The following is a 26138-nucleotide window of genomic DNA, read 5'->3' as shown; positions in this document are numbered from 1 at the left end:
CCCGTCCAACGGGAGCGCTGCCCCGAACCCGGGAAGCGTCGCACATTCCTCCGTTCGGCAGAAGACGGCCACCTGGGGGTTAGCCAGCGCACGTTCACGCGGCAGGATGGGGTGCGAAAGGAGCACAGCGTGCCCGAGCAGCCTGCCGAACGTGTGACGAAGGTGATCGACGACCCGGCCACGCCCCTGTGGCGCGGGGCTGTTGCTCTACGCATAGTCACATTCCTCTTCGCGGCGGCGAACGTCATCGCGAACCATTCCGATTACATCCGGCCGTGGCTCGCGTGGAGCGCGCTCGGGGCGATGGCGCTGTGGTCGGTGTTCACCAGCCGCGCCTACAGCACGACGTGGGGCCGGCGCTGGCCGGTCGTGCTGGTCGACCTCGTGCTGACCTGCGGGCTCATGTCGCTGTCGCCGTTGATCATGTCGAGCCACCAGCTGCTCACCGAGAACGTCCCGCTCATCACCACGATCTGGGCGTGCGTGCCCGTCGTGGCCATGGGCGCGCTGGGCGGGTCGGCGGCGGGGTTCGCCGGTGGTCTGACCGTCGGCCTGTTCACCTACCTGACCAAGCGCGTGCCGAGCCTCGACCTGCTGCGCGACGTCGTGCTGCTCGCGGGGGCCGGCATGGTCGTCGGCATGGCCTCGGCCACGGCGCGGCGTTCGGCGGTGCGGCTGGCGCAGGCGTTGCGCACGGAGGCGGCGACGGCCGAACGCGAGCGGCTGGCCCGGTCGATCCACGACAGCGTGCTGCAGGTGCTGGCGCGCGTCCGCAAGCGCGGCGCGGAGGTCGGTGGCGAGGCGGCGGAGCTGGCGCGGCTGGCCGGCGAGCAGGAGGTGGCGCTGCGCAACCTCGTGGCCGCCGCCCCCACCGACTCCACAGTGGACGGCGACGTCGACCTCCGCCCGGGGTTGCAGCTCCTCGCCACGCCGCGGATCCAGGTCTCCACGCCGGCGACGCAGGTCATGTTCGACGCGGCGGCCGCGGGCGAGCTCACGTCGCTGGTCCGCGAGGCGCTGTCCAACGTGGACAAGCACGCCGGCGGTGACGCCAGGGCGTGGGTGCTGCTGGAAGACCTCGGGGACGAGGTGGTGCTGAGCGTCAGGGACGATGGACCAGGGATACCGGAGGGCCGGATCGCCTCCGCGGAGGCGGAGGGCCGGATGGGCATCGCGAAGTCGATCAGGGGCCGGGTGGCGTCGCTGGGCGGCACCCTGGAGCTCCAGACCGGGCCGGGGGAGGGCACGGAGTGGGAGGTTCGCGTGTTCAGGAAGAAGGCGGTGCGGTGACGGTCTCGGTGATGGTGGTCGACGACCACCCGATGTGGCGCGAGGGCGTGGCGCGCGATCTGCAGGAGCGCGGCTTCTCGGTCGTGGCGACCGCGGGTGACGCGGCCTCCGCCGTGCGCATCGCGAAGACCGTGCGGCCCAACGTCGTGCTGATGGACCTCAACCTGGGTGAGCTGTCCGGTGTCGACGCCACCCTCATGATCACCGGTGAGCTGCCGGAGACGCGGGTGCTGGTGCTGTCCGCGAGCGGCGAGCACGACGACGTGCTGCAGGCGGTGAAGGCGGGCGCGTCGGGCTACCTGGTGAAGTCCGCGTCCGCGGAGGAGCTGGTCGAGGCCGTGAGCCGGACCGCGGCCGGCGACGCCGTGTTCACCGCCGGTCTCGCGGGCCTGGTGCTGGGCGAGTACCGGCGGATGGCCGCCGCGCCCGACGACGCGGAGGAGAAGCCGCAGCTGACCGAACGGGAGACCGAGGTGCTGCGGCTGGTGGCCAAGGGGCTGACCGCGCGCCAGATCGCCAACCGCCTGGTGATCTCCCACCGCACGGTCGAGAACCACGTCCAGTCGACTTTGCGGAAACTCCAACTGCACAACCGGGTGGAGCTGGCGCGTTATGCCATCGAGCACGGTCTCGACAGCGAACCGGAGGCAGAGAGATGACAGACCCCAGAGCTTTGCGCGTGTCCGACGCCGAGCGCGAGCACGTCGTCGGCCTGCTGAACAAGGCAGTCGGCCGCGGCATGATCACGCTCGACGAGTTCACCACCCGCACCGACACCGCGCTGGCGGCCGTGACCAGGGCCGACCTGAACGTGGTGCTGGTCGACCTGCCGGGCATGGTCAACACCGAGGTGGCCCGTGAGCGCACCGAGCTGAAGAGCACGATGAGCACCACGACCCGCAAGGGCCACTGGATCGTGCCGAACGAGCTCGTCATCCGCAACACACTCGGCACCACGAACCTCGACTTCACCGCCGCCGAGGTGCCGCCGGTCGTCACCGTCGACCTGGACGTGTCGCTCGGCACGGTGAAGCTGCTGCTGCCCGCCGGGGCCGCGGTCGACGCCGACGCCGTCGAGGTCACCGCGGGCGAGGTGAAGGACAAGGTCCGCAGCACCGCGGGCAGCCCGCGCTTCCGGCTCAGGGGCGCGGTGCGCGGCGGGACCGTGGTGATCAAGCGCTCCAAGCGCTGAATCTGCGCGAACACCCGGTACCCCGCAGGATCGAGGCATGCGTTGTCTCGTGACCGGTGCGACCGGGTACCTCGGCGGACGGCTCGTGCCCCGGCTCCTGGCAGAAGGGCACGAGGTCCGCTGCCTCGTGCGTTCGCCCGAGAAGCTGCGCGACGTCCCGTGGGCCGCTGACGTCGAGGTCGTGCGCGGTGACGTGCTCGGCGACCTCGACGAGGCCATGCGCGACGTCGAGGTCGTGCACTACCTCGTGCACTCGCTGCACTCGAAGGACTTCGCGAACGCCGACCGCGAGGCCGCGGAGAACACGGCGGCGGCCGCGGAGCGCGCGGGCGTCCGGCGCATCGTCTACCTGGGCGGGCTGCACCCGGAGGGCACGGAGCTGTCGCCGCACCTCGCCTCGCGCAAGGAGGTCGGCGAGGTCTTCCTGCGCTCGCCGGTGCAGGCCGTGGTGCTGCAGGCCGCGATGATCATCGGGTCGGGCTCGGCGTCGTTCGAGATGCTGCGCTACCTCACCGAACGGCTGCCGGTCATGGTCACGCCGAGGTGGGTGCACAACCGGATCCAGCCGATCGCGGTGCGGGACGTGCTGCGGTACCTGGTCGAGGCGACGACCCTGGAGGACCAGAACCGGACGTTCGACGTCGGCGGGCCGGACGTGCTGACGTACCTGCAGATGATGATGCGGTACGCGGAGGTCGCCGGGCTGCCGAAGCGGCGCGTGCTGCCCGTGCCGTTGCTGACGCCCGGCCTGTCCTCGCACTGGGTCAACGTCGTGACGCCGGTGCCGAAGTCGATCGCGAAGCCGTTGATCGAGTCGCTGGTGCACGAGGTGGTGTGCCGGGAGAACGACATCCGCGCGGTGCTGCCCGGCGAGAACATCGGCTACGACAAGGCCGTCGAGCTCGCGCTGAGCAAGATCCGCGACGCCGACGTGGAGACCCGCTGGTCGGGCGCGTCCACACCGGGTGCGCCGAGCGAGCCGCTGCCGACCGACCCCGACTGGTCCGGCGGCTCTGTCTACACCGACGAGCGCGAGGCCAGGACCAACGCCACGCCCGAGCGGTTGTGGGAGGTCGTGGAGGGCATCGGCGGTGAGCGCGGCTGGTACTCGTTCCCGCTGGCGTGGGCCGTCCGCGGCTGGCTGGACCGGCTGGCCGGCGGGGTGGGGCTGCGGCGCGGGCGGCGGGACCCGCACCGCCTGCACGTCGGGGAGGCGCTCGACTTCTGGCGCGTCGAGGAGATCGAACGCGGCCGGCTGCTGCGCCTGCGCGCCGAGATGAAGGTGCCGGGGAAGGCCTGGCTGGAGCTTCGAGTGGCGGGCAACGAGGGACACGGGTCCACTTACCGCCAACGTGCCGTGTTCGTGCCCAAGGGGCTGGTCGGACACCTCTACTGGTGGGCCGTCTACCCCTTCCACGGCATCGTGTTCGGCGGCATGGTGCGCAACATCGCCAATGAAGCTGAGCTGCACAAGAACTTCAGAAAGTCCTGATGGACTGCACAAGCAGCAAAGGGTGAGACTTCCCGCATGAAGGCTCTCGTCAAGGTCGCCGCTGGGCCTGGACTCGAACTGACCGACGTCCCCGACCCCACGCCGGGTCCGACGGACGTGCTGGTCAGGGTCCTGCGCACCGGCATCTGCGGCACCGATCTGCACATCGACTCGTGGGACGACTGGGCCGCGGCCAACATCAAGGCGCCGCTGGTCCTCGGGCACGAGTTCGTCGGGGAGGTCGTCGAGGTCGGCGGCTCGGTGACCGGCGTGAAGGTCGGTGACCTGGTCAGCGGCGAGGGCCACCTGGTGTGCGGCACGTGCCGCAACTGCAAGGCGGGCCGCCGGCACCTGTGCGCCAACACGCGTGGCCTGGGCGTGCACTCCGACGGCGCGTTCGCGCAGTACGTGGTGCTGCCCGAGCAGAACGCGTGGGTGCACCGCACGCAGGTCGACCTGGACGTGGCCGCGATCTTCGACCCGTTCGGCAACGCCGTGCACACCGCGCTGTCGTTCCCGGTGATCGGCGAGGACGTGATCATCACCGGCGCCGGTCCGATCGGGATCATGGCCGCCGCCGTCGCCAAGCACGCGGGCGCGCGCAACGTCGTGATCACCGACATCTCCGAGCACCGCCTGGACCTGGCCCGCAAGGTCGGCGTCGACCTCGCGGTGAACGTGGCCGAGAAGTCGATCGCCGACGCGCAGGCCGAGCTCGGCATGGCCGAGGGCTTCGACGTCGGCATGGAGATGTCGGGCAAGCCGGTCGCGCTGCGCGACATGATCGCGAACATGGCCCACGGCGGCCGCATCGCGATGCTGGGGCTCCCCGCGGAGGAGTTCCCCGTCGACTGGAGCAGCGTCGTGCTGAAGATGCTGCACATCAAGGGGATCTACGGCCGCGAGATGTTCGAGACCTGGTACTCGATGACCGTGCTGCTGCAGCGCGGACTCGACCTCGCACCGGTGATCACGCACCGGTACGACCACACGCAGCACGCCGAGGCGTTCGCCACGGCGCGCGAGGGCAAGTGCGGCAAGGTCATCCTCGACTGGACGGGAGCCTGATGTACGGCGAGCTGAAGAACGACCTGGTCAAGACGATCGGGGAGATCCGGGAGGCCGGGCTCTACAAGGCCGAGCGAGTGATCGCGACCCCGCAGAACGCCGCCGTCCGCGTCGGTTCCGGTGACGAGGTGCTGAACTTCTGCGCCAACAACTACCTGGGACTCGCCGACCACCCGCGGCTCATCGAGGCCGCGAAGTCCGCTTTGGACGAGTGGGGCTTCGGCATGGCCTCCGTGCGGTTCATCTGCGGCACCCAGGAGCCGCACAAGGAGCTGGAGGCGAAGCTCTCGTCGTTCCTCGGCACCGAGGACACGATCCTGTACAGCTCGTGCTTCGACGCGAACGGCGGCCTGTTCGAGACGCTGCTGGGCGCCGAGGACGCGATCATCTCCGACGAGCTGAACCACGCGTCGATCATCGACGGGGTGCGGCTGTCGAAAGCCCGCCGGTTCCGCTACAAGAACCGCGACATGGACGACCTGGAGCGCCAGCTCAAGGACGCCTCCGACGCGCGCTACCGCCTCATCGCGACCGACGGCGTGTTCTCGATGGACGGTTACCTCGCGCCGCTGGACGAGATCTGCGACCTGGCCGAGCGGTACAACGCGCTGGTCATGGTCGACGACTCGCACGCGGTGGGCTTCACCGGGCCGACCGGTCGCGGCACGCCGGAGCTGTTCGGCGTGCAGGACCGGGTCGACGTCGTGACCGGCACGCTGGGCAAGGCGCTGGGCGGTGCGTCCGGCGGGTACACGTCCGGTCGCGCGGAGATCGTCGAGCTGCTGCGCCAGCGGTCGCGGCCGTACCTGTTCTCGAACTCGCTCGCGCCGTCGATCACGGCCGCCGCGATCGCCGCGCTGGACATGCTGTCGTCATCCTCGGAGCTGCTCACCCAGCTGCGTTCGAACACGGAGTTGTTCCGCCGCCGGATGACCGAGGAGGGCTTCGACCTGCTGCCCGGCGAGCACCCGATCATCCCGGTGATGATCGGCGACGCCGCGGAGGCCGGCCGCCTGGCCGACCTGCTGCTGGAGCAGGGCATCTACGTGATCGGCTTCTCCTACCCGGTGGTGCCGCACGGCAAGGCCCGCATCCGCACGCAGATGTCGGCCGCGCACTCGACGGAGGACGTGAACCGCGCCGTCGACGCGTTCGTCGCCGCTCGCGCGAAGATGTGATCCAGGTCACCTCGCAGTAAGAATCGGCACGGTCTGCGCACTACCTCGTGAAGAGGGAGGGGCGATCGTGGAGGACTTCTCCGCCGTCTACCGCGAGTGCTACCCGCGGGTGCTCGCCTACGTGGCGAGCCACGCCGGGTCGCGGCTCGCCGAGGACATCACCAGCGAGACCTTCACGATCGCCTGGCGCAGGCTCGACCGCATGCCGGCGAACGCGCTGCCGTGGCTGATCGGGATCGCCCGCAACCTGGTCAGGGAGGCGCGCCGGCAGACGACGCACTACGAGCTCGCCGACCTGCCGGGTGACGACGCCTTCGCGGTGGTCGAGCTGCGGGCGGCGCTCGCGGGCCTGTCCGACGCCGACCAGGAGGTGCTCACGCTCATCGCGTGGCACGGCCTGGGCGCCGCGGAGGCCGCGCAGGTGCTCGGGTGCACCACGGCAACGTTCTTCGTGCGCCTGCACCGAGCCCGACGGCGGTTGCAGGCCGCTCTCTCGGCACCGAACTCCGACCGTGCGAGGGAGTCATGGAAGACCTCATGAAGAGCCTGGCCAGGGCCAAGCCGCCGACACCGGAGGTCGACCCCGCGCGGGCGGAACGCGACCTGGCCCGCATCACCGCGCTGCCGAGGGACAGGCCGGCCAAGCGGCAGTTCGTGCTCCGGTTCGCCCCACCGCTGGTCGTGGCCGGGGTGATCGCGCTGGTGGTCGTGCTGCTGCCGCGGCCCGTCGACCCCGCGCGACCGGCCGAGCCGCCGCGGTGGTGGCACGTCCTGACGCAGCACTGGTCGTTGATGCGCGTCGGCGAGCCGACCAACCCGTACCTCGTGGAGTTCGAGTCGAAGACGGACCGGTGGCTCAACGCCGACACCGAGGTCGCGGTCGTGCAGAAGGACGGCGAGGTGTCGCCCTATTCAAGTGAGGACGAGGAGCGGTGGACCGCGGCGGGCAAGCCGGCCACCGCACCCCAGATCGGCGGGTCCCGTTCCGTGCGCATCGGGCCGATGAAGCCCGCCGTGCAGAAGGCCGCCGTGTCCGGGTTCCAGATGTCGTTGCACAGCCCCGTGCGGCTCGACTCGTTCAGCTCGCTGCCCACGGACCCGGTGGAGCTGCGGAAGGTGCTGGAGTCCCTGGTCGGCACCGAGGACGCGTACCGGACCGCGACGCTCGCGATGGACCTGATGACCGCGAACGTGAGCGATGCCCAGCGGCGGGCGGTGTTCGAGCTGCTCAAGACCCTCGACGGGGTGCGCTTCCTGACCGACGTCCCGGTGGGCGCCGACCGCAGGGGCGTCGCCGTGGCGATCGCCGCGCCGCCGACCTTCCAGTTCTCCGACGTCGAGACCCGCCTGGTGGTCAACCCGGAGACCGGGCTGCCGGTCGAACGCCGGGACGTGCTCACCACGGCGCAGCTCGGCCTCCCCGCGGGCATGCCGATCGCGGAGGAGAAGTACCTCCTGCTGGACAGCACGTCGATCGACCCGATCCTGCCGCGGGACGTGCCCGTGAACGGCGGAGTGGAATCCCCCATCATTGAGCGGTGATCGATCCGCGACGCCTCCGAGTCCTGCGCGCGCTGGCCGACCACGGCACCGTGACCGCCGCTGCCGCCGCACTGCACCTCACGCCGTCGGCGGTGTCACAGCAGCTGGCGGCCCTGGAGTCGGAGGCCGGTCACCCGCTGCTGCGCCGCTACGGCCGCCGGGTGTCGCTGACCCCGGCCGGTGAGCTGCTCGTCGCGCACGCCCACGTCGTCGCGGCGGAGCTGGAACGCGCACAGGCCACTTTGGACGCCCTCGCCTCGGGCTCTGCCGGTCGGCTGGCGGTGGCGTCGTTCGCCTCGGCCATCACGCAGGTGGTGGCCCCGGCACTGGCGGCGCTGCGGGAGCGGTCCATCGACCTGTCGGTGCGCGACGCCGAGGGCCACGAGAGCGTGCGGCTGCTGCTGGACGGCGAGATCGACGTGGCCATCACCGAGGAACACCGCACCACCGAACGCTTCACGTGCTTCCCGCTCTACACCGAGCCGTTCGACGTGGTGCTGCCGCCGGGCCACCCGCTGACCGGCCCGGTCGACCTGGCGGCGCTGGCCGACGAGGACTGGGTCGTGACCCTGCCCGGCAACCCGCTGCGGGACGTCGTGGAGATGGCCTGCGCCCAGGCCGGTTTCGCACCGCGGATCCGCCACACGTCCGACGACTTCCGCGCCATCGAGGCACTGGTGGCGGCGGGTGCCGGGGTGGCGCTGGCGCCGCGGAACGCCATCGCCGGTGTGCCGGTGGCGGGCGTGGCGCCGTTGCGGCGGGTGGTGGCAGCGGTCCGGCGGGGCAGTGAGGAGCACCCGCTGGTGCAGACGGTGCTCCGGGAACTGCAACGGGCCGCAGGCCGCTAGACCGGCGGCAGATGGGCGGCGACCTCGGCGAGCGCGTCGAGGGTGTCGTGGTCGATGCGGCCGGTGGCGGTCTCGGCCTCCGCGATGGTCACGCGCTTGCCGTCGCGGTCGCTGCCGTAGCGCAGGCCGGTGAAGCGGATGTCGGCCATGCCGAGCAACGCGGCGCCGAGCGGGTGGACGTCACCGCTGCCGTACCGGGCCATGACGGACTCGAACGCGCGGGCGTCGCCGGTGGACGCGAGACCCACCCACACGACCGAGACGACCGCCGTGTTCCCGGCTCCGTCGGTGACCGCGAACAGCACCCGGTCCAGCGAGGTGCAGCGGTTGCGGGTGAAGAACTCGCGCACCTCGCCGAACGACGCCGCCACGCACTCGGCCTGCTGCCGGGCGGTGCGGTTGAGCTGTCGCATGCCCAGGCGCTGCCAGGCACCGCCGGTGTCGCCCTTGCGCGCGGCCTTCTGCCCTTCCGCTTTGCGCGGGCCGAGCCGTGCCGACGACGTTCCCGAGCCCAGCTCCGCCGAGCCCGCGCCGCCGACGGAGAGCGAGCCGGTACCAGCGGCGACGCTCAAGGCCAGCGCACCGGCCACCACGACACCCGCGCCCTTCTTGCCGCCGCCGTTGAGCGGGATGCGTCTGCCGTTCTTGGTGATCCAGTCGGTCATGGGACTCAAACGCCGTGACCGCGGCCCGGCGTTGTCACCCGATCCGGTGGTCGCTAGGGCGGGGGGATCGTCACCCGCAGCTTCGCCGCGATCCGCGTCAACGCCTCCCGGTCCGCCGCCGTCAGCGGGTCCAGCACGTGTTCGCGCACGCTGCGCAGGTGCACCGGCGCCGCGGCGGCGACCACGTCGTAGCCGGTGTCGGTGAGGGTGGCGAGGGTGTAGCGGCCGTCGTCGGGGTCGGGGGCGCGGGTGATCCAGCCGCGCTGTTCGAAGCGCTTGACGACGTTGGACAGGCGGGAGAGGGAGCCGTTCGCGAGGTGGGCGAGCTCGCTCATGCGGATGGTGCGGGCCGGGGCCTCGGAGACGTGGCTGAGGACCAGGTAGTCGAAGAGGGACAGGCCGGCCTCGGACTGCAGCGGGGCCTCCAGGCGGCCGGGGAGCAGCAGGACCAGGGAGATCAAGCCGGTCCAGGCGTCCTTCTCGTCGGCGTTCAGCCACTCCATGGGCGGCAGCTTACTTCACGCTTGAAGTCGTGTACGGTTGACTTCAAGCGTGAAGTGAAAGGAGCGGGACATGCCGGAGTTCTTCGCGACGCCGGGGTACGGCGAGACGCAGCGCGAGAACATGCACTACAGCCAGGCCGTGCGGATCGGCGACCGGGTCGAGACCTCGGGGCAGGGTGGCTGGGACGACGGGTTCGAGTTCCCCGAGAGCCTCGAAGCGGAGATCGTGCAGGCCTTCGAGAACGTCGAGCGGACGCTCCAGACCGCCGGTGCGAGCTGGGCGGACGTGGTGCACGTGAACTCGTACCACGTGCTGGGCGACGACACGTTCGACGACCACAACCGGGTCATGGTCGAGCAGTTCCGCGCGCGGATGGGCGAGCGCGCGCCGATCTGGACCGAGAGCGGGGTCACCGCCCTCGGTCACCCGAAGATGCGCGTGGAGATCCGCGTGACCGCGGTGGGCTAGTGCGGGGCGCGGGCGGCGAGCTTGGCCGAGGCCGGGTCGTGGGCGGCCAGTGCGCCGCGGGCCGCGAGCTGGCAGATGTCGAGGCTGGAGGTGGCGAGGCGGGCGCCGACGTCGGCCAGTGCGGTGTGGTTCATCGACAGCGACGTCACGCCCATGCCGACCAGCACGCACGCCAGCAGCGGGTCGGCCGCCGCCTCGCCGCACACTCCGACGGGCTTGTCGGCGGTGGTGGCGGCCTCGCCGACCAGGGCGATCAGGCGCAGGAGCGCGGGCTGCCAGGGGTCGTTCAGCGCGGCGACGCCGCCGAGCTGGCGGTCGGCGGCGAAGACGTACTGCGCCAGGTCGTTGGTGCCGATGGAGATGAAGTCGACGACCTGGAGGATCTCGCGGGCCGAGAGCGCGGCGGACGGGACCTCGACCATCACGCCGGCGCGGGCGATGCCGGCGGCGCGGGCGCGTTCGACGAACCAGGCGGCCTCGGCGGCGGTGGCGACCATCGGTGCCATCACGGAGACGTCGGCGCCGGTGGACTTCGCTGCGGCCGCGATCGCCTCCAGCTGGCGGTCCAAGACCTCGGGGCGGTCGAACGCCACGCGCAGGCCGCGGACGCCGAGGGCCGGGTTCGGCTCGGGGTCGGGGCTCAGAAACGCCAGCGGCTTGTCGGCACCCGCGTCCAGGGTGCGCACGACGACCGGCTTGCCCTGGAACGGCGCCAGAACAGCCTCGTAAGCAGCGGTCTGATCGGCAACGGACGGTTCCTCCGCGGCGTCGAGGAAGCAGAACTCGGTGCGGAAGAGCCCCACGCCCTCGGCTCCGGCGGCAGCGGCGGCCGCGGCGTCGGCGGGGGAGCCGACGTTGCCGAGGACCTTCACGCGGTGGCCGTCCTTCAGCACGCCGACGCCGTTCCACACGGCCTTCTGGCCGGTGCCGGCGGCGCGGACCTTGCCGTCGGACTCGCGCACCACGCCGGTGTCGCCGTCGACGTCGAGCGCGGGGACGTCCAGCGCCAGCACGCCGCGGCACGCGACGACGGCGGGGATGCCCAGGGAACGGGCGAGGATCGCGGTGTGCGAGGTGGGGCCGCCCTCCTCGGTGACCAGCGCGAGGACCTTCGACGGGTCGAGGCCCGCGGTGTCGGCGGGCGCGAGGTCGCGGGCCACCAGCACGGACGGCGAGGCCAGGTCGGGAACGCCGGGTGCGGGCAGGCCGAGCAGTTCGGCCACCACGCGGTCGCGGACGTCCTGCACGTCGCGGGCGCGTTCGGCCATGTAGCCGCCGGCGGCCTGCAACGCGGTCACGAACTTCTGCGCGGCCTGGTGCACCGCGCGGGCAGCGGGCAGCGACTCGTCGACGACGAGCTTCTCCGCGGCCTTGATCAGGGAGGGGTCGCCGGCCATGGCGGCGGTCGTCTCCAGCACGGCGCGGGCGTCGCCCTCGACCGTCTTCGCGCGCTCCATCAGGCGCTGCGCGACGACCTCGGTGGCCGGGCGGATGCGGGAGGCCTCGTCCTTGGTGTCCGCGGGTCGCGGTCCCGTCGGGGGTTCCGGCAGGGCCTCCGCGACCCGCACCACGGGACCGGAAGCCCGGCCGCTGCTCACACCGACACCGCTCAGCCGCGCGCTCGACATGGTCTAGACCATACCCTTCAGCTGGATTCTGAGGACAGCTCAGTGTGACCAATCCAGCCGCGGGGCGCGGAACGCCGCGACGCTCGTCATGTGGTCTTAACGCAAGAGGTCACTCCGGCAGGGCGCTGACCTCGGCCGCGGTCGGGTAGGACGGCTGCGCGCCGGCCTTCGTGACGGACAGGGCGGCCACCTTCACGGCGTAGCGCGCGGCGTCCGGCAGGGTGTCGCCCGCGGCGAGCCTGGCCGACAACGCACCGGCGAACGCGTCACCGGCACCGGTCGTGTCCACCACCTCGGCCACCTCGACAGCGGGCACCTCGACCGTTCCGCCCTCGGCGACCACGGCGACGCCACGCGACCCGAGCGTCACGATCGCCGCCTCGGGACCGAGCTCCAGCAGGCCCTGCCACGTCGGCGCGAGCTCGGCGGCCTCGTGCTCGTTGACGACCAGCACGCTCAGCCGTTCCAGCGTGGCGGCGGGCAGCGGCGCGACCGGCGACAGGTTCAGCACCGTCCGCACACCGGCGGCCGCGGCTGCCTCGATCGCGTGGCTCACGGTCTCCAGCGGGACCTCCAGCGAACACGCCAGCACGCGCACGCCGTCGAACGACAGCGCGTCCACCTCGGACTTCGACACGTCCAGGTTCGCGCCGGGCGAGACCACGATCGAGTTCTCGCCGTCCGGCGTCACGGTGATGTACGCGATCCCGGTGGGCCGCTCGGACGTCTTCACCAGCGCGGTGTCCACACCGGACGACTCCAGCGAGTCGCGCAGCAGCGACCCGTACCCGTCGCCGCCCAGCGCACCGACGAGCGCGACCGGCGCACCGGCGCGAGCGGCGGCGACGGCGGTGTTCGCGCCCTTGCCGCCGGGCAGCACGACGGTGTCGCCGCCGAGCACGGTCTCACCGCCGGCGGGCCGCCGGCCGACCTCGACGACGAGGTCGGCGTTGGCGGACCCGAGGACCAGCAGGGTGTTCGTCACTTGAGGAACTCTGCCACGTTCTGCTTGGTGATGACCTTCACCTCGACGTCCACGACCTGCTGGACGGCCTCGCCCTTCGCGGCGTGGACGGCCTGCTCGACGGCCTTCTCGCCGAGGACCTTCGGCTGCTGGGCGACGGTCGCGTAGAGCGTGCCGTCCTGGATCGCCTTCAGGCCGTCGGGCGTGCCGTCGAAGCCGACGACCATGACGTCCTTGCCGGCACGGGCGCCGAGGGCCTTGATCGCGCCGAGCGCCATCTCGTCGTTCTCGGCGAAGATGCCCTTGATGTTCGGGTTGCCCTGCACCAGGTTCGTGGTCTCGTTGAGGCCCTTGGCGCGGTCGAAGTCGGCCACGGCGGTGGCGACGACCTTGATGTTGCCGCTGTTCAGGCCCTGCTCGAAGCCCTGACCGCGGTCACGCGACGCGGACGCGCCGGAGATGCCCCTGAGGTGCGCGACCTCGCCGGAGGCCGCACGGCCGAGCTCGATGGCCGCGAGGCTGCCGCCCTGCACGTTGTTCGACGCGACCTCGGCCGCGACCTTGCCCTCGACGGCGCGGTCGACCGAGATCAGCGGGATGTTCGCCTGCTCGGCGGCCTTGGCCGCGGGGGCGGACTGCTTGGAGTCGACCGGGTTCAGGATGATCGCCTTGACGCCCTGCGTGACCAGCGTCTGCACCTGGTTGACCTGGTTCGTCGCGTCGTTCTGCGCGTCGACCACGGTCAGCTTGGCGCCGAGCTTGTCCGCCATCGCCTGCGCGCCCTGCTGCAGCTCCACGAAGAACGGGTTGTTCAGGGTGGACACGGCGAGGCCGATGGTGATCTGGCCTCCGGACGCACCGGTCCCACTGCACCCGGACGCCAGCAGCGCGGCACCCAGGGTCAGCGCGATCCGTCGGGTCACCTTCATTGGTGTCTTCCTTACCTGTTGCGGGTTGTCTCAGCGACGGCGAAGGGAGTCGAGCAACGCGGCGAGTGCGATCACCGCGCCGATGACGACCTGCTGCCAGAACGGCGGGACCTGGAGCAGGTTGAGGCCGTTGCGCAGGACGGCGAGCACGAGGGCGCCGACCAACGTCCCGGTGGCGCGGCCAACGCCACCGGACAGCGACGCACCACCGATGACGACAGCGGCGATGGCGTCGAGCTCGTAGCCGGCCGCGGCCTGCGGACCGGCGGACCCGAGCCGTCCCGCGAGCACGAGACCCGCGGCGGCGGCGAACAGGCCGGACAACGCGTAGATCCAGAGCTTGGTGCGGCGCACGTCGATGCCGCTGAGCTTCGCGGCCTCCTCGTTGCCACCGATCGCGTACATGCGGCGGCCGAGGTTGGTGCGCGTCAGGACGAGACCGGTGACGCCGAAGAACAGCAGCATCAGCAGCAGCGGCAACGGCAGCGACGGCGTGAGGTTCGAGCCGAGGAACGTCACCAGCTCGTCGGTCTCGTGCGGCTGGCCCTCGGAGAACACCAGCGTGAGACCGCGGGCCACGCTGAGCATCGCGAGCGTCGCGATGAACGGCGGCAGCTTGCCGTAGCTGACCAGCGCGCCGTTGACGAGACCGCACAGCGCGCCGACGACCAGGCCGAGCGGGCCCGCGGTCAGCGCGCCGACCATCGCGGCCAGCGCGGCGATGCTGCCCACCGACAGGTCGATGCCGCCCGCGACCACCACGAACGTCATGCCGAACGCCATGATCGCGATGACCGCGGCCTGCACGCCGACGTTGAGCAGGTTCTGCGCGTTGAGGAACGCCGGCTGCATGACCGCGATGACCACGGCGAGCACGAGGAGCCCGGCGAGGGCCCCGTTCTCACTTGCGTACTTGCGAATGCTGATCGTGCTCACGCTGGGATCTCCTGCACGGCGAGTGCCATCACCTGGTCTTGGGTCGCGCCCTTCGGCAGCTCACCGGCCACCCGGCCGTGGGCCATCACGACGACGCGGTCGCTCATCCCGATCACCTCGGGCAGGTCGCTGGACACGAGCAGCACGGCCCGTCCGGCGGCGGTCATCCGGTTGATGAGCTCGTAGATCTCGACCTTCGCGCCCACGTCGACACCGCGCGTGGGCTCGTCGAGGATGAGCACCTTCGGGTCGGCCAGCAGCCACTTGCCGATGACGACCTTCTGCTGGTTACCGCCCGACAGCTCCTTCACGGGCTGGTCGACGCGGCCCTTGATGCGCAGCTTGCCCGCGATGTCGTGCAGCCTCGACCGGTCGCGGTCGGTCAGCGTGACGAGTTCGAGGTTCGAGCCGACGGTGGCGGTGAGGACCAGGCCTTGGCCCTTGCGGTCCTCCGGCACGAGGCCGAGACCGGCCTTGATCGCGGCCTGCACGTCGTGGCGCGGCAACGGCTTCCCGTCGACCGCGACCGTGCCGCTGTCGTAGTCGTCCACGCCGAACGCCGCGCGCGCGACCTCCGTGCGACCGGCGCCGACCAGTCCGGCGACGCCGACGACCTCGCCCGCGCGCACCTCGATGTCGACGTCGGCGAAGACACCGCGCTTGGTCAGGCCGGAGATCCGCAGCAACGGCTGACCGGGGCGACCGGCCGCGCGCGGGTACTGCTCGTCGATCGGGCGGCCGACCATCAGCTCGATCATGTGCCGCGTGGTGGCCCGCGGGCCGAGCACGCCGACGGACCGGCCGTCGCGCAGGACCGTGATGCGGTCGGCGATGCGCTGGATCTCGTCCAGGTGGTGCGTGATGAAGACGAGGCCGACGCCGTTGCGCCGCAGCTGGTCCATGATCTGCAGCAACCGGTCGGTCTCGGTGTCGGTGAGCACCGCGGTCGGCTCGTCGAGGATCAGCACGCCCGCGTCCTTGTCGAGCGCGCGGGCGATCTCGATCATCTGCTGCTGGGCGATGCCGAGGTCGCGGACCTTGGCGTTCGGGTCGACGTCGAGGCCCACGCGGTTCAGCAGCTCGGGCGCCCGGCGGCGCATCTCGGCCCGGTCGACGAACCCGAACCTGCGCGGCAACCGGTTGAGGAACAGGTTCTCCGCGACGCTCAGCTCGGGGACGAGCGCCAGCTCCTGGTGGATCACGGCGAGGCTGGCGCGGCCCTCGATGGTGCCCGCGTCGTGACCGTGGATGCCCGCGAGCACCTTGACCAGCGTGGACTTGCCCGCGCCGTTCTCGCCGAGCAGGACGTGCACCTCGCCCGCGTTGATGTCGAGGTCGACGCCGTCCAGCGCCCTGGTGGCGCCGAAGTGCTTGGTGATCCCGCGGGCGGTGATGAGGGTCTTCACAGCTCGGCCTCCCCGAGCGAGCCGCGCAGCACGAGCTTCGCGGTGAGGCGGACGTCGTCTGGCTGCTGCCCGTTGATCAGGGCGAGCAGGCTGCGCGCGGCGGCCCTGCCCATCTCCACCGTCGGTTGCGCGATGACGGAGATCGGCGGGTCGAGCAGCGGGAACCACGGCTGGTCGTCGAACACCGCGAGCGCGATGTCGTGCGGAATCCGCAGGCCGCGCGACCTGATCTGGGCCAGCGCGCCCAGGCCCATCAGGTTGTCCATCGCGACCAGAGCGGTGGCGCCGTCGTCGAGGAGCCTGGCGGCGGCCTGGCTGCCGCTCTCCTGCCGGAAGTCGCCGTGCACGACCTGCGCGAGGCCGCCCAGTGCACCGGTGAACACGGTGCTGCGCTCTCTCCCGGTGGAGGTGTCCGGTGGTCCCGCTATCACACCGATGCGGGAGTGGCCGGCGCCGACGAGCCGCCGGGCGAGCGCGGTCAATGCCTCGCTGCCGTCGGCGCGGACGACGGGGCAGGTCGCGCCCCTGACCGTCCGGTCGAGCAGGACGAGCGGAACGCCGCCTGCGCTCACTTCGCGAACCAGGGCGGGGTCATCGGTCGCGGGGCACAGCAGGAGGCCGTCCACCCGGCGGTCGAGCAGGGTGCGCACGTAGGTGGCCTCCTGCTCGGCGCTCTCGTCGGCGTTCCCGATCACGACGCAGTAGCCGTGTGACCGGGCTTCGTCCTCGACCGCTCGCGCGATCTCGGCGAAGAACGGGTTCAGCAGGTCGCTGATGACCAGACCGAGGGTCTGGGTGCTGGTGGTCCTGAGGGATCGCGCCAGGGCGTTGGGCCGGTAGCCGAGCTCCTCGATCGCGGCGAGCACCCGCTCACGGGTCTCGGGCGTCGGCGCGGCGTGGCCGTTGAGCACGCGCGACACGGTGGCCGTGGAGACGCCTGCGTGCTGCGCGACGTCCTTCATGGTCGTCACGAGGGCGTAGTTAATCGATTACACACCTGTCCAGTCAAGCCGGGTGAGTAGGTGTACGGATGTCACCGGGCGTGTGCTGCCTCACCCTTGTCGTATGAACGGACAGGATCGCCTCGGGTACGAGCAGCGCCTCGCGTTGGAGCTCGCCGCGATCGGGCAGCGGCTGACCACGATCAGCGCGGAGATGCGCGAGCAGCACTCGGCCGTCGCCGTGGCGGAGGCCGAGGCACCGGCGCGGGCCGCGGAAGCACCGGCCGCGGAGGCCGTCGCGCCGCCCGCCGAGCCAGCCACCCCCGTTCCACCCCAGGCGCCCGCACCGGCCGCACCCCCGCCCTCGCCCAACCCCTGGTCACAGACCGCACAGCCGCAGTTCCCCCCGCCCCCCACCCAGTGGCCTCAGGGGCACGCGGGGACCCCACGTACCCCTGTGGGACACGCGGGGCCCCCGCGTGCCTTCCCGCAGCAGGGGCGGCCGCAGTGGCAGCAGGCGCCGGTGCCGCCGCGCGAGACGCTGTTCCAGAAGCTCAGCAAGGACGGCGCGGGCTCGAAGCTGCTGGCCTGGGTCGGTGGCGCGATCACCGTGCTCGGCCTGGTCATGCTGATGGTCCTCGCGATCCAGCGCGGCTGGCTCGGCCCGGTGCCGCGCGTGATCGGCGGCGCGGTGCTCAGCTCCGCGATGATCGGCATCGGCATGTGGCTGCACCGCAACCCGACCGGCCGCACCGGGGCGTTCGCGCTCGCGGCGACCGGCTTCGCGGGCCTCTACCTCGACGTCATCGCCGCCACCAGCCTGTACGGGTACCTGCCGCCGTTCGCGGGCCTGGTCGTCGGCCTGGTGGTCGCCGTCGCCGGTGTCGTGCTGGCGCTGCGGTGGGACTCGCAAACGCTCGCGGTGTGCGTCGTCGCAGCGTGCGCCGTCTGTTCGCCGATCATCACCGAGGGCTTCTCCGTGCTGCTGGTCGGCTTCCTGCTGGTGCTGAAGATGGCCAGCACGCCGGTCCAGATCAAGCGCAACTGGCCGGGTCTCGCGATCGCCGGCGGCTTCCCGCCGATCATCGCGTCGATGCTGGCCACCGCGAGCGCGATCCCCGCGGACTACGAGTGGACGGTCGTCGGCGTCGCGGCGGCCACGACCGCGGTGGGCATCGCGGTCGCCCTGATCACCGTCTGGAAGCGACCGGCGGACGTCGTCGCGATCGCACTGGTCGCCGGGTCTGCGCTGCCGTCGATGTTCGCCACCACGCTGCTGGACCGCACCGCCGGGTCGGTGCTGGTCGGAGCGGTGGCCGCGGTGCTGCTGGCTATCTGGATGGTGCCGGACCTGCCGCGGGCGTTCGCGACGGCGGCCGGTGCGACCGGCATGCTGGCGCTGTTCCAGACGACGGTGGTCGCGCTCGACGGCAACGTGCGCGCGGCGGTCGTGCTGGCCGAGGCGATCCTGCTGGCGTTCCTCGCCGCCCGCCTGGGCAAGAAGAGCGCGCTGGTCGGATCGATCGCGTTCGGCGCGCTCGGGTTTCTGCTGGCCATCACGCAGGCGGTGCCGCTGCCGTGGCTGCTCGACGAGCCGCGCTACCGCCCGGCCGGCGTCGGTGACTACGCCGCGGGCATGGTGACGGCGCTGGTGCTGGCCGCGTTCGCGGTGGCCGTTCCGTGGTCGGCCAGGAAGATGCAGGTCCTGCGCGAGCCGGCGGAGAACCCGCTGCCGTGGATCGCGTCCGGGCTGGTGGTGCTCTACGGCGCGGCGGGCCTGGTGATCTGCGGCGCGCTGCTGGTGTCGCCGAACGAGACCGGGTTCCTGTTCGGGCACTCGATCGTCACCGTGTCCTGGACCGTCGCCGCACTGTTCCTGCTGGTCAAGGGCATCAACGTGACGGCGCTGCGGATCTGCGGCCTGGTGCTGGTCGCGGCGGCGGTGGCGAAGCTGCTGCTGTTCGACCTCTCGGCGCTGGACGGGTTCGCGCGGGTGCTGGCGTTCCTCGGTGCCGGTCTGGTGCTGCTCACCGCGGGCGCCCGCTACGCCAAACTGGTGGCGTCGCGGAAGACCCCCGAGCCGCACGAGCCCACTCCGGTGGCTCCGCGCTCCTGCTGATCGGGACGAACGCCGCCCGCGCCGCCGTCGCGGGCGGCGTTCGTACTACGACCAGGCGTAGATTCCCCTCGACGGAGTGACGCAGGTAGATCGAATAACCCCGAAGTGGTCCGATTCGGGCTATGGCAAAGCCACGCCTCGTGGCCGCGGTTCTGGCACTCTCAGCGGTCATCGCGGCGATGGGTGTCGAGCAGCAGCACGACCTCGTTCCAACCTCGTCCGGCACGTCGGCGCCACGCGCGTACGTGGTCGGCAGAACCGGTCTCGTCCAGGTCGTCGACACCGGCAGCGGTGCCGTTCTGGCCGAGGCCGACACGGCGGGCCGCGCGACGGGCGTGGCGGTGTCACCGGACGGCGAGCGCGTCTACGTGGTCAACGGCTGGTCCGGCGCGATCACCCAGGTCGACCCGCACACCGGTGCGGTGCGCGACCGGCTCTTCACCCAGGTCCAGCTCTCCCAGGCGGCGATGCGCCCGGACGGCCAGCGCCTGTACGTGAGCGCGAGCGGCAGCGTGGCCGTGGTGGACCCGCGGGAGTTCCGGCTGGTGGCCGCGATCAAGGTCGGCGGGCAGCCGCAGGGCCTCGCGGTCCACCCGAACAACAAGGTCCTCTACGTGGCGAACGCCCAGGACGGCACGATCAGCCTGGTCGACACCGCCGTCGCGTTCCAGACCTCGACCGTCTTCGTCGGCGGCCTGCCGCAGCACCTGGCGGTGTCACCGGACGGGTCGCGGCTCTACGTGAGCGGCATGCGGCTGGGGGAGAGGACGCCGGGCACGCTGACGGTGATCGACACGGCCACGAACCGGGTCGTCGGCTCGGCGGGCATCGGCACCGGGGCGGGCGGCGTCGCGGTGACCCCGGACGGTGCGACGGTCTACGTCGCGCTGCCGAAGGAGGGCTCGGTCGCGGTGGTCGACGCGGCGACCATGACCGTGCGGGAACGCCTGCCGATCAACGCGCCCGGTGTCGCCATCGCGCCAGGTGACCGGAGGGTCTTCCTCGCGACCGGGGCGACGACGACCGTGCTGGACAGCTCGAACGCGGTGCTCGCGACCTACCCCATGCGCACCACCGCGTTCGTGGAAACGACAGGGCCGCGCCAGTTCGACGCGGCCCTGATCGCTTTCGCTCCTGGTCAGCCGACCGCGGCCGGGACCTTGACCTCCTCGTCGAAGTCGTCCGCCGGCTCGTCGTGAAGCGCGAGGCGCTCCTGGATCCGCTTGAGGGGACCGGGCGCCCACCACGCGGCGTTGCCGAGCAGCTTCAGCACGGCGGGCACGAGCAGCATGCGGACCACGGTGGCGTCGAGTGCCAGCGCGAGGATCATGCCGACGCCGACGAACCGCATCATCGCGACCTGCGAGAACGCGAACGCGCCGGTGACGACGATCAGCAGCAGAGCGGCTGAGGTGATCACCCGGCCGGTCTTGGCGAGACCGGTCGTGACCGCCTCCTCGGTGGTGGCGCCGTTGCTGCGCGCCTCGACCATCCTGGACAGCAGGAAGACCTCGTAGTCGGTCGACAGGCCGAACACGATCGCCGCCATCAGCACGACGATGCCGGACTCGAGCGGCCCCGGCGTCACGCCGAGCAGGTCGGCGAAGTGGCCCTCCTGGAACACCCAGACCAGCACGCCGAAGGTCGCCGACAGCGACAGGGCGCTCATGACCACGGCCTTGAGCGGCAGCACGACCGAGCCGAACGCGAGGAACATCAGCACCAACGTCGCGCCGACCAGCAGGGCGACCATCAGCGGCAGCCCGTCCTTGATCGCGTCGAGCGAGTCGCTGACCATGGCGGTGTTGCCGCCGACGAGCACCTCGGCGCCCTGCGGGGCCGGCAGCGCGCGGACGTCCTTGAGCGCCTGCTTCGACTCGTCGCTCAGCGCGTCCCGGTCGAGCCCGGCGGACACGGCGGTGACGCCGTTGCCCTGGCCGAGCGGCTGGAGGTCACCGATGCCGGAGACGTCCTTGACCCGGTCCAGGTACTGCTGGACGGCGGCCTGGTCCCCGCCCTTCACGACGACCTTGAGGCCGGTGCTGGAGAGCGCGGAGAAGTTCTCGTTGATGTTCTCGGTGGCCACGCGGACGGCGTTGCCCTCGGGCAGCACCTTCTCGGTGACCTGGCCGAACTGCACGCCGAGGAACGGCGCGCCGAGCGCGACGAGCACACCGATGATCGGCACGGCGACCAGCACGGGCCGCTTCATGACCTTGCCGCTGAGCGTGCGCCACCCGCGTTCGCTGGGCTCCTTCTTGCGCCACGGCATGGCGAGCTTGTCGACGCGGTGGCCGAGCACGCCCAGCAACGCGGGCAGCAGCGTGAGGGAGACGAGCGCGGCGATCGCGACCGCCGCGACACCGCCGTACGCGAGTGACTTCAGGAAGCCGTGCGGGAAGATCAGCAACCCGGCGAGGGCGATGACCAGCAGCGTCGCGCTGAACAGCACGGTGCGGCCGGCGCTCGCGACGGTGCGGCCGACGGCCTGTTCGGTCGTGCGCCCCTGCGCGAGCTCCTCGCGGAACCGGCCGACCATGAACAGGCCGTAGTCGATCGCCATGCCGAGGCCGAGCAGCGAGGCGACGTTGACCGCGAACGAGTTGACCTCGGTGTAGATGGCGACGACGTGCAGCACGCCGAGCGCGCCCATGATCGAGAGACCACCGACGACGACCGGCAGCGACGCGGCGACCAGGCCACCGAAGATGACCACCAGCAGGAGCAGGACCAGCGGCAACGAGAACATCTCTGCCCGCGTGAGGTCCGCCTGCGACATGTCGTTGATGGCCTTCTGGGTCGGCACGAGACCGCCGACCTGCTGGCTGAACCCGTCGATCGCGAGCCGCGGCTGAACGTCCTCGAACTGCTTGATCTGCTCGTTCGAGTCGCTGCTGCTCAGCGTGATGACGACGAGGGCCTGCTGCTGGTCGTCCGCAGGCACGGGCCCGACGACGCCCAGGACGTCCTCCTCGGGCAGTCCGGCGACGTGGTCGGCGACCTTCTTCAGTTCGAGCGGGTTCGCGAAGTCACCCCGGTAGATGACGATCACATCACCGTTCTTGCGCCCGAACGCCTCTTCAGCGACCTTGTCCGCACGCGCGGCCTCACTGCTCGGGGCCTCGTACCCACCCTGGCTGAGCTTGTCGAACACGCCCAGTCCCCACACGCCGCCGAGGACGGCGAGCAGTACGGTCGCGACCAGCACCACCCAACGCCGTCTGTGTGCGAGCGAGCCCCATTTCGCGAACATGGACGACGGCCTCCTGGGTAGTACCGTGAACACCCGAACCTTGTAAACACCGTTCACTGAAACCGTACGGGGCCGTGCACGGGGTCTACAACCCGATGGAGTGACATATGACCCAGGCCACTCGCCGAGACCGCCTTCGCGCAGAAACAGAGCGTGAGATTCGGCAGGCGGCCCGCGCCCTTTTGGTGGAACGCGGCCGTGACGCAGTGACCCTGCGTGCGATCGCACGCGAACTGGGCATCACCGCACCGGCGCTCTACCGCTACTACGACTCGCACGACGCGCTGCTGCGCCAGCTCTGCGACGACATCTGCCAGGACATGGGCGCCGCGCTGCACGCCGACCTGGCCGCGGAGACGTCCGACCAGGTGGACTGCCAGGTGCGGGCGGTGTGCCACAGCTTCCGCCGCTGGGCGCTGGCCCACCCGCAGGAGTTCGCGCTGGTCTTCGCCTCACCCCGCGACCCGCTCGGCGCCGACCAGTTCGGTTCGGTGTTCCTGCAGCTCGCCGGTGGGCTGATCGCGTCCAACCTGGGCGCCAAGCACGTGGACGACCCGGTGCCGAAGGCGCTGCACGAGGACCTGGCGCGGTTCCAGCAGGTCCTGATCGACGTGGTGGGGCAGCACGGCGTGACCGTCGGCGACGACGTTCTCAGCCTGGGCAAGATCTACTACGTGGTGCAGTCGTGGGTGCGGCTGTACGGGCACGTGGCGCTGGAGGTGTTCGGGCGCTTCCCGTTCGCGGTGAGCAACCCGGAGCCGATGTTCGACAGCATGATCGACCAGCTGCTCACGGACATCGGGTTCGACGAGGAGGAGGCCGCTGCTCGGTGAGCAACGGCCTCCTCGTCGACTGACGTCCTACAGGACGACGTTCACCAGGCGACCGGGGACGACGATCACCTTGCGCGGCTCGCCACCGGCGACCAGCTCGGCGATCTTCTCCTCGGCCAGCGCCGCCGCCTTGATCTCGTCCTGCGCGGCGGAGGCGGACACGACGACCCGCGAGCGGACCTTGCCGTTGACCTGGATCGGGTACTCGACCGTGTCCTCGACCAGGTACTGCTCGTCGGCCTTCGGGAACGGGCCGTGGGCCAGCGAGCCCTCGTGGCCCAGCTTCGTCCACAGCTCCTCGGCCACGTGCGGCGCCTGCGGTGCCAGCATCAGCACCATCGGCTCCGCCAGGGCGCGCGGGGTGCCCGCCGAGTAGTGCTTGGTGACGAAGTTGTTCAGCTCGATCAGCTTCGCGCCCGCCGTGTTGTAGCGCAGGTTCGCGTAGTCGTCGTGCACGCCGGCGATCGTCTTGTGCAGCAGCCGCAGCGCCTCGGCGGACGGCTCCTCGTCGGTGACGCGCAGCGAGCCGTCGGTCTCGTCGACCAGGTTGCGCCACAGGCGCTGCAGGAACCGCTGCGCACCGACGACGTCCTTGGTCGCCCACGGGCGGGAGACGTCCATCGGACCCATGGACATCTCGTAGAACCGGAACGTGTCGGCGCCGTACGTCTCGCACATCTCGTCCGGCGTGACGACGTTGTTCAGGCTCTTGCCCATCTTCCCGTACTCGCGGAAGACCTCTTCGCCGTTGTAGAAGAACTTCCCGCCGTCCTCGACCACCTGGGTCGCGGGCACGTACGTGCCGCGGGCGTCGGTCCACGCGTACGCCTGGATGTAGCCCTGGTTGAACAGGCGGCGGTACGGCTCGTCGCTCGACAGGTGCCCCAGGTCGAACAGGACCTTCTGCCAGAAGCGCGAGTACAGCAGGTGCAGCACCGCGTGCTCGACACCGCCGATGTACAGGTCGACGCCGCCGGGGTCGTTCGCGCCGTGCTCGGCGGTGCGCGGGCCCAGCCAGTACCGCTCGTTCTCCGGGTTGACGAACCGCTCGGTCTCGACCGGGTCGACGTAGCGCAGCTGGTACCAGCACGAACCCGCCCAGTTCGGCATGGTGTTCGTGTCGCGGCGGTAGGTCTTCAGCCCGTCGCCCAGGTCCAGCTCGACCGTCGTCCACTCACCGGCGCGCGACAGCGGCGGCGACGGGACGGTGTCCGCGTCCTCCGGGTCGAACGTGCGGGGGGAGTAGTCGTCGACGTCGGGCAGCTCGATCGGCAGCATCGACTCGGGCAGCGGGATCGCGGTGCCGTCCTCGTCGTAGACCACCGGGAACGGCTCGCCCCAGTAGCGCTGGCGGCTGAACAGCCAGTCGCGCAGCTTGAACTGGACGGTGCCGCGGCCGTGGCCGTGCTCCTCCAGCCAGCCGATGATCGTCTTCTTGGCCTCGTCGACCAGCATCCCGTCCAGGAACCCGGAGTTGATCGCGGGACCCTCGCCGGTGAACGCCTCGCCCTCGAAGCCCTCGGACGGCTGGACCGTGCGGATGATCGGCAGGTCGAACTTCTTCGCGAAGTCCCAGTCGCGCTGGTCCTGACCGGGCACGGCCATGATCGCGCCGGTGCCGTAGCCCATCAGCACGTAGTCGGCGACGTAGACGGGGAGCTCCGCGCCGTTCACCGGGTTCGTGGCGTACGCCCCGGTGAAGACGCCGGTCTTCTCCTTGTTCTCCTGGCGGTCCAGCTCGGACTTCAGGGACGCCGCGCGCCGGTACGCGGCGATGTCTGCCACGCGATCGGGCGCCGCAATCTGGTCCACCAGCTCGTGTTCCGGTGCCAGGACCACGTAGGTCGCGCCGAACAACGTGTCCGGACGGGTCGTGAAGACCTCAATGCTCTCGCTTCCCACCGCAAATCGGACTCGGGCACCGTGCGAGCGCCCAATCCAGTTGCGCTGCATGGCCTTGACCTTGTCCGGCCACTCCAGCCGGTCCAGGTCGTCGATCAGCCGGTCCGAGTACGCGGTGATGCGCATCATCCACTGGCGCAGGTTTTTCCTGAACACCGGGAAGTTGCCACGCTCACTGCGACCGTCCGCGGTGACCTCTTCGTTCGCCAGCACAGTACCCAGTCCCGGGCACCAGTTGACGGGCGCCTCCGACAAGTACGCCAGCCGGAAATCGCCCAAGATCCTTTGCTGGTCGGCAAAAGACAGCTCAGACCACGTGCGACCGTCCGGAGTGGGACGCTCGCCGGACTCGAACCGGGCGACCAGCTCGGTAATCGGACGGGCCTTGCCCGCGTCGGCGTCGTACCAGGAGTTGAAGATCTGCAGGAAGATCCACTGGGTCCACTTGTAGTAACCCGGGTCGATCGTCGCGATGCGGCGGCGCTCGTCGTGGCCCAGCCCCAGCCTGCGGATCTGCCGCAGGTAGGTGTTCATGTTGTCTTCGGTGGTCTTGCGCGGGTGCTGCCCGGTCTTCACCGCGTACTGCTCGGCCGGCAGCCCGAAGGCGTCGAAGCCCATCGTGTGCAGCACGTTCCGGCCGTTCATGCGGTGGTAGCGCGCGAACACGTCCGTGCCGATGAAGCCCAGCGGGTGGCCGACGTGCAGGCCGGAACCGCTCGGGTACGGGAACATGTCCTGCACGAACAGCTTGTCGTCCGGGACGTCACCCTTGAGCGCGCCCACGGGGTTCGGCGCGTGGTAGGTGCCGTGTTCCTCCCAGTACCGCTGCCACCGCTCCTCGATCCGGTTCGCCAGCTCCGCGGTGTAGCGGTAGGCGGGGATCTCCGCCGCGTCCGTGCTCATCTCAACGTCCCTCTCACCATCGATCCTGCCCCTGACATGACGAAACCCCCCAGCCCAGATGGGCATGGAGGGCTGCC

At 70.9% G+C, this 26138-nt stretch carries 23 protein-coding genes; 13 read left to right on the top strand and 10 right to left on the bottom strand.

Translation table 11 applies throughout. The annotated features are described in order from the left end of the window. Positions 1–129: 129 nt before the first annotated feature. From macS to ACZ7CH_RS01160, 9 genes are all read left to right on the top strand, one after another. Positions 130–1290, top strand: coding sequence for a MacS family sensor histidine kinase (macS, locus tag ACZ7CH_RS01200; RefSeq protein ID WP_360393850.1), 1161 nt, complete (start codon positions 130–132; stop codon positions 1288–1290). Between the two features lie 11 nt (positions 1291–1301). After that, on the top strand, positions 1302–1949 hold the full coding sequence (locus ACZ7CH_RS01195) for a response regulator transcription factor (protein ID WP_360394807.1): 648 nt from the start codon (positions 1302–1304) through the stop codon (positions 1947–1949). Beyond that, complete coding sequence (locus ACZ7CH_RS01190) at positions 1946–2482, top strand: DUF1707 SHOCT-like domain-containing protein (RefSeq protein ID WP_458429853.1); 537 nt, start codon at positions 1946–1948, stop codon at positions 2480–2482. Before ACZ7CH_RS01195 ends, ACZ7CH_RS01190 begins: the two co-directional genes overlap by 4 nt. A 37-nt stretch (positions 2483–2519) precedes the next feature. Continuing rightward, positions 2520–3974, top strand: a complete 1455-nt coding sequence (locus ACZ7CH_RS01185; RefSeq protein ID WP_360393844.1) for an SDR family oxidoreductase — start codon at positions 2520–2522, stop codon at positions 3972–3974. Positions 3975–4010: 36 nt separating this feature from the next. Then, positions 4011–5042 carry an L-threonine 3-dehydrogenase gene (gene tdh, locus ACZ7CH_RS01180; RefSeq protein WP_360393841.1) on the top strand — a complete coding sequence of 344 codons (1032 nt, stop codon included), beginning with the start codon at positions 4011–4013 and terminating at the stop codon, positions 5040–5042. Next, positions 5042–6220, top strand: a complete 1179-nt coding sequence (locus tag ACZ7CH_RS01175) for a glycine C-acetyltransferase (RefSeq protein ID WP_360393839.1) — start codon at positions 5042–5044, stop codon at positions 6218–6220. The genes tdh and ACZ7CH_RS01175 overlap by 1 nt, the downstream gene beginning before the upstream one ends. Positions 6221–6287: 67 nt before the next feature. Then, positions 6288–6761: an RNA polymerase sigma factor gene (locus ACZ7CH_RS01170; protein WP_360393836.1), complete on the top strand. Its 474-nt coding sequence runs from the start codon at positions 6288–6290 to the stop codon at positions 6759–6761. After that, positions 6746–7762, top strand: a complete 1017-nt coding sequence (locus ACZ7CH_RS01165) for a hypothetical protein (protein WP_360393834.1) — start codon at positions 6746–6748, stop codon at positions 7760–7762. Before ACZ7CH_RS01170 ends, ACZ7CH_RS01165 begins: the two co-directional genes overlap by 16 nt. After that, entirely contained in the window at positions 7759–8610 is an 852-nt protein-coding gene (locus ACZ7CH_RS01160; protein WP_360393831.1) for a LysR family transcriptional regulator, read from the top strand. The genes ACZ7CH_RS01165 and ACZ7CH_RS01160 overlap by 4 nt, the downstream gene beginning before the upstream one ends. On the opposite strand, the gene ACZ7CH_RS01155 is transcribed toward ACZ7CH_RS01160, so the two are convergent. Together ACZ7CH_RS01155 and ACZ7CH_RS01150 are read right to left on the bottom strand one after the other, a co-directional pair. After that, positions 8607–9275 carry a hypothetical protein gene (locus ACZ7CH_RS01155; protein ID WP_470372916.1) on the bottom strand — a complete coding sequence of 223 codons (669 nt, stop codon included), beginning with the start codon at positions 9273–9275 and terminating at the stop codon, positions 8607–8609. The genes ACZ7CH_RS01160 and ACZ7CH_RS01155 overlap by 4 nt on opposite strands. Positions 9276–9328: 53 nt before the next feature. Continuing rightward, positions 9329–9778, bottom strand: coding sequence for a MarR family winged helix-turn-helix transcriptional regulator (locus ACZ7CH_RS01150; protein ID WP_470372915.1), 450 nt, complete (start codon positions 9776–9778; stop codon positions 9329–9331). A 70-nt stretch (positions 9779–9848) separates the two neighbouring features. On the opposite strand from ACZ7CH_RS01150, the gene ACZ7CH_RS01145 reads away from it, so the two are divergent. Then, entirely contained in the window at positions 9849–10247 is a 399-nt protein-coding gene (locus ACZ7CH_RS01145; protein WP_360393822.1) for a Rid family hydrolase, read from the top strand. Here ACZ7CH_RS01145 and ptsP read toward each other — a convergent pair. The 6 genes from ptsP to ACZ7CH_RS01115 all read right to left on the bottom strand — a co-directional run bounded on the left by ptsP (position 10244) and on the right by ACZ7CH_RS01115 (position 17072). After that, the gene (gene ptsP / locus ACZ7CH_RS01140; protein WP_470372914.1) at positions 10244–11875 is read right to left on the bottom strand and encodes a phosphoenolpyruvate--protein phosphotransferase; all 1632 of its coding nucleotides are present in this window, start codon (positions 11873–11875) and stop codon (positions 10244–10246) included. The two genes, ACZ7CH_RS01145 and ptsP, sit on opposite strands and share 4 nt — an antisense overlap. Before the next feature lie 109 nt (positions 11876–11984). Continuing rightward, the gene (locus ACZ7CH_RS01135; RefSeq protein ID WP_458429847.1) at positions 11985–12860 is read right to left on the bottom strand and encodes a ribokinase; all 876 of its coding nucleotides are present in this window, start codon (positions 12858–12860) and stop codon (positions 11985–11987) included. Then, on the bottom strand, positions 12857–13768 hold the full coding sequence (locus tag ACZ7CH_RS01130; protein ID WP_470372913.1) for a substrate-binding domain-containing protein: 912 nt from the start codon (positions 13766–13768) through the stop codon (positions 12857–12859). Before ACZ7CH_RS01130 ends, ACZ7CH_RS01135 begins: the two co-directional genes overlap by 4 nt. Before the next feature lie 30 nt (positions 13769–13798). After that, positions 13799–14704, bottom strand: coding sequence for an ABC transporter permease (locus tag ACZ7CH_RS01125; protein ID WP_360393811.1), 906 nt, complete (start codon positions 14702–14704; stop codon positions 13799–13801). Beyond that, positions 14701–16110 carry a sugar ABC transporter ATP-binding protein gene (locus tag ACZ7CH_RS01120; RefSeq protein ID WP_458429845.1) on the bottom strand — a complete coding sequence of 470 codons (1410 nt, stop codon included), beginning with the start codon at positions 16108–16110 and terminating at the stop codon, positions 14701–14703. Before ACZ7CH_RS01120 ends, ACZ7CH_RS01125 begins: the two co-directional genes overlap by 4 nt. After that, complete coding sequence (locus tag ACZ7CH_RS01115) at positions 16107–17072, bottom strand: LacI family DNA-binding transcriptional regulator (protein ID WP_360394804.1); 966 nt, start codon at positions 17070–17072, stop codon at positions 16107–16109. Before ACZ7CH_RS01115 ends, ACZ7CH_RS01120 begins: the two co-directional genes overlap by 4 nt. A gap of 103 nt (positions 17073–17175) precedes the next feature. Here ACZ7CH_RS01115 and ACZ7CH_RS01110 point away from each other — a divergent pair, with 103 nt between their 5' ends. Both ACZ7CH_RS01110 and ACZ7CH_RS01105 read left to right on the top strand, forming a co-directional pair. Beyond that, positions 17176–19170, top strand: a complete 1995-nt coding sequence (locus ACZ7CH_RS01110; RefSeq protein WP_470372912.1) for a DUF2339 domain-containing protein — start codon at positions 17176–17178, stop codon at positions 19168–19170. A gap of 122 nt (positions 19171–19292) precedes the next feature. Next, positions 19293–20369: a beta-propeller fold lactonase family protein gene (locus tag ACZ7CH_RS01105; RefSeq protein WP_360393803.1), complete on the top strand. Its 1077-nt coding sequence runs from the start codon at positions 19293–19295 to the stop codon at positions 20367–20369. On the opposite strand, the gene ACZ7CH_RS01100 is transcribed toward ACZ7CH_RS01105, so the two are convergent. After that, the gene (locus ACZ7CH_RS01100) at positions 20309–22378 is read right to left on the bottom strand and encodes an MMPL family transporter (RefSeq protein ID WP_360393801.1); all 2070 of its coding nucleotides are present in this window, start codon (positions 22376–22378) and stop codon (positions 20309–20311) included. The two genes, ACZ7CH_RS01105 and ACZ7CH_RS01100, sit on opposite strands and share 61 nt — an antisense overlap. A gap of 152 nt (positions 22379–22530) precedes the next feature. Here ACZ7CH_RS01100 and ACZ7CH_RS01095 point away from each other — a divergent pair, with 152 nt between their 5' ends. Next, positions 22531–23256, top strand: coding sequence for a TetR/AcrR family transcriptional regulator (locus tag ACZ7CH_RS01095; protein ID WP_458429841.1), 726 nt, complete (start codon positions 22531–22533; stop codon positions 23254–23256). A 27-nt stretch (positions 23257–23283) separates the two neighbouring features. On the opposite strand, the gene leuS is transcribed toward ACZ7CH_RS01095, so the two are convergent. After that, on the bottom strand, positions 23284–26061 hold the full coding sequence (gene leuS / locus ACZ7CH_RS01090) for a leucine--tRNA ligase (RefSeq protein ID WP_360393795.1): 2778 nt from the start codon (positions 26059–26061) through the stop codon (positions 23284–23286). Positions 26062–26138 lie beyond the last annotated feature (77 nt).

It is taken from the genome of Lentzea sp. NPDC037011 (assembly GCF_055607425.1).
The sequence above is the reverse complement of the archived record's forward strand: the minus strand, read 5'-3'. Positions and strand labels throughout refer to the sequence as shown.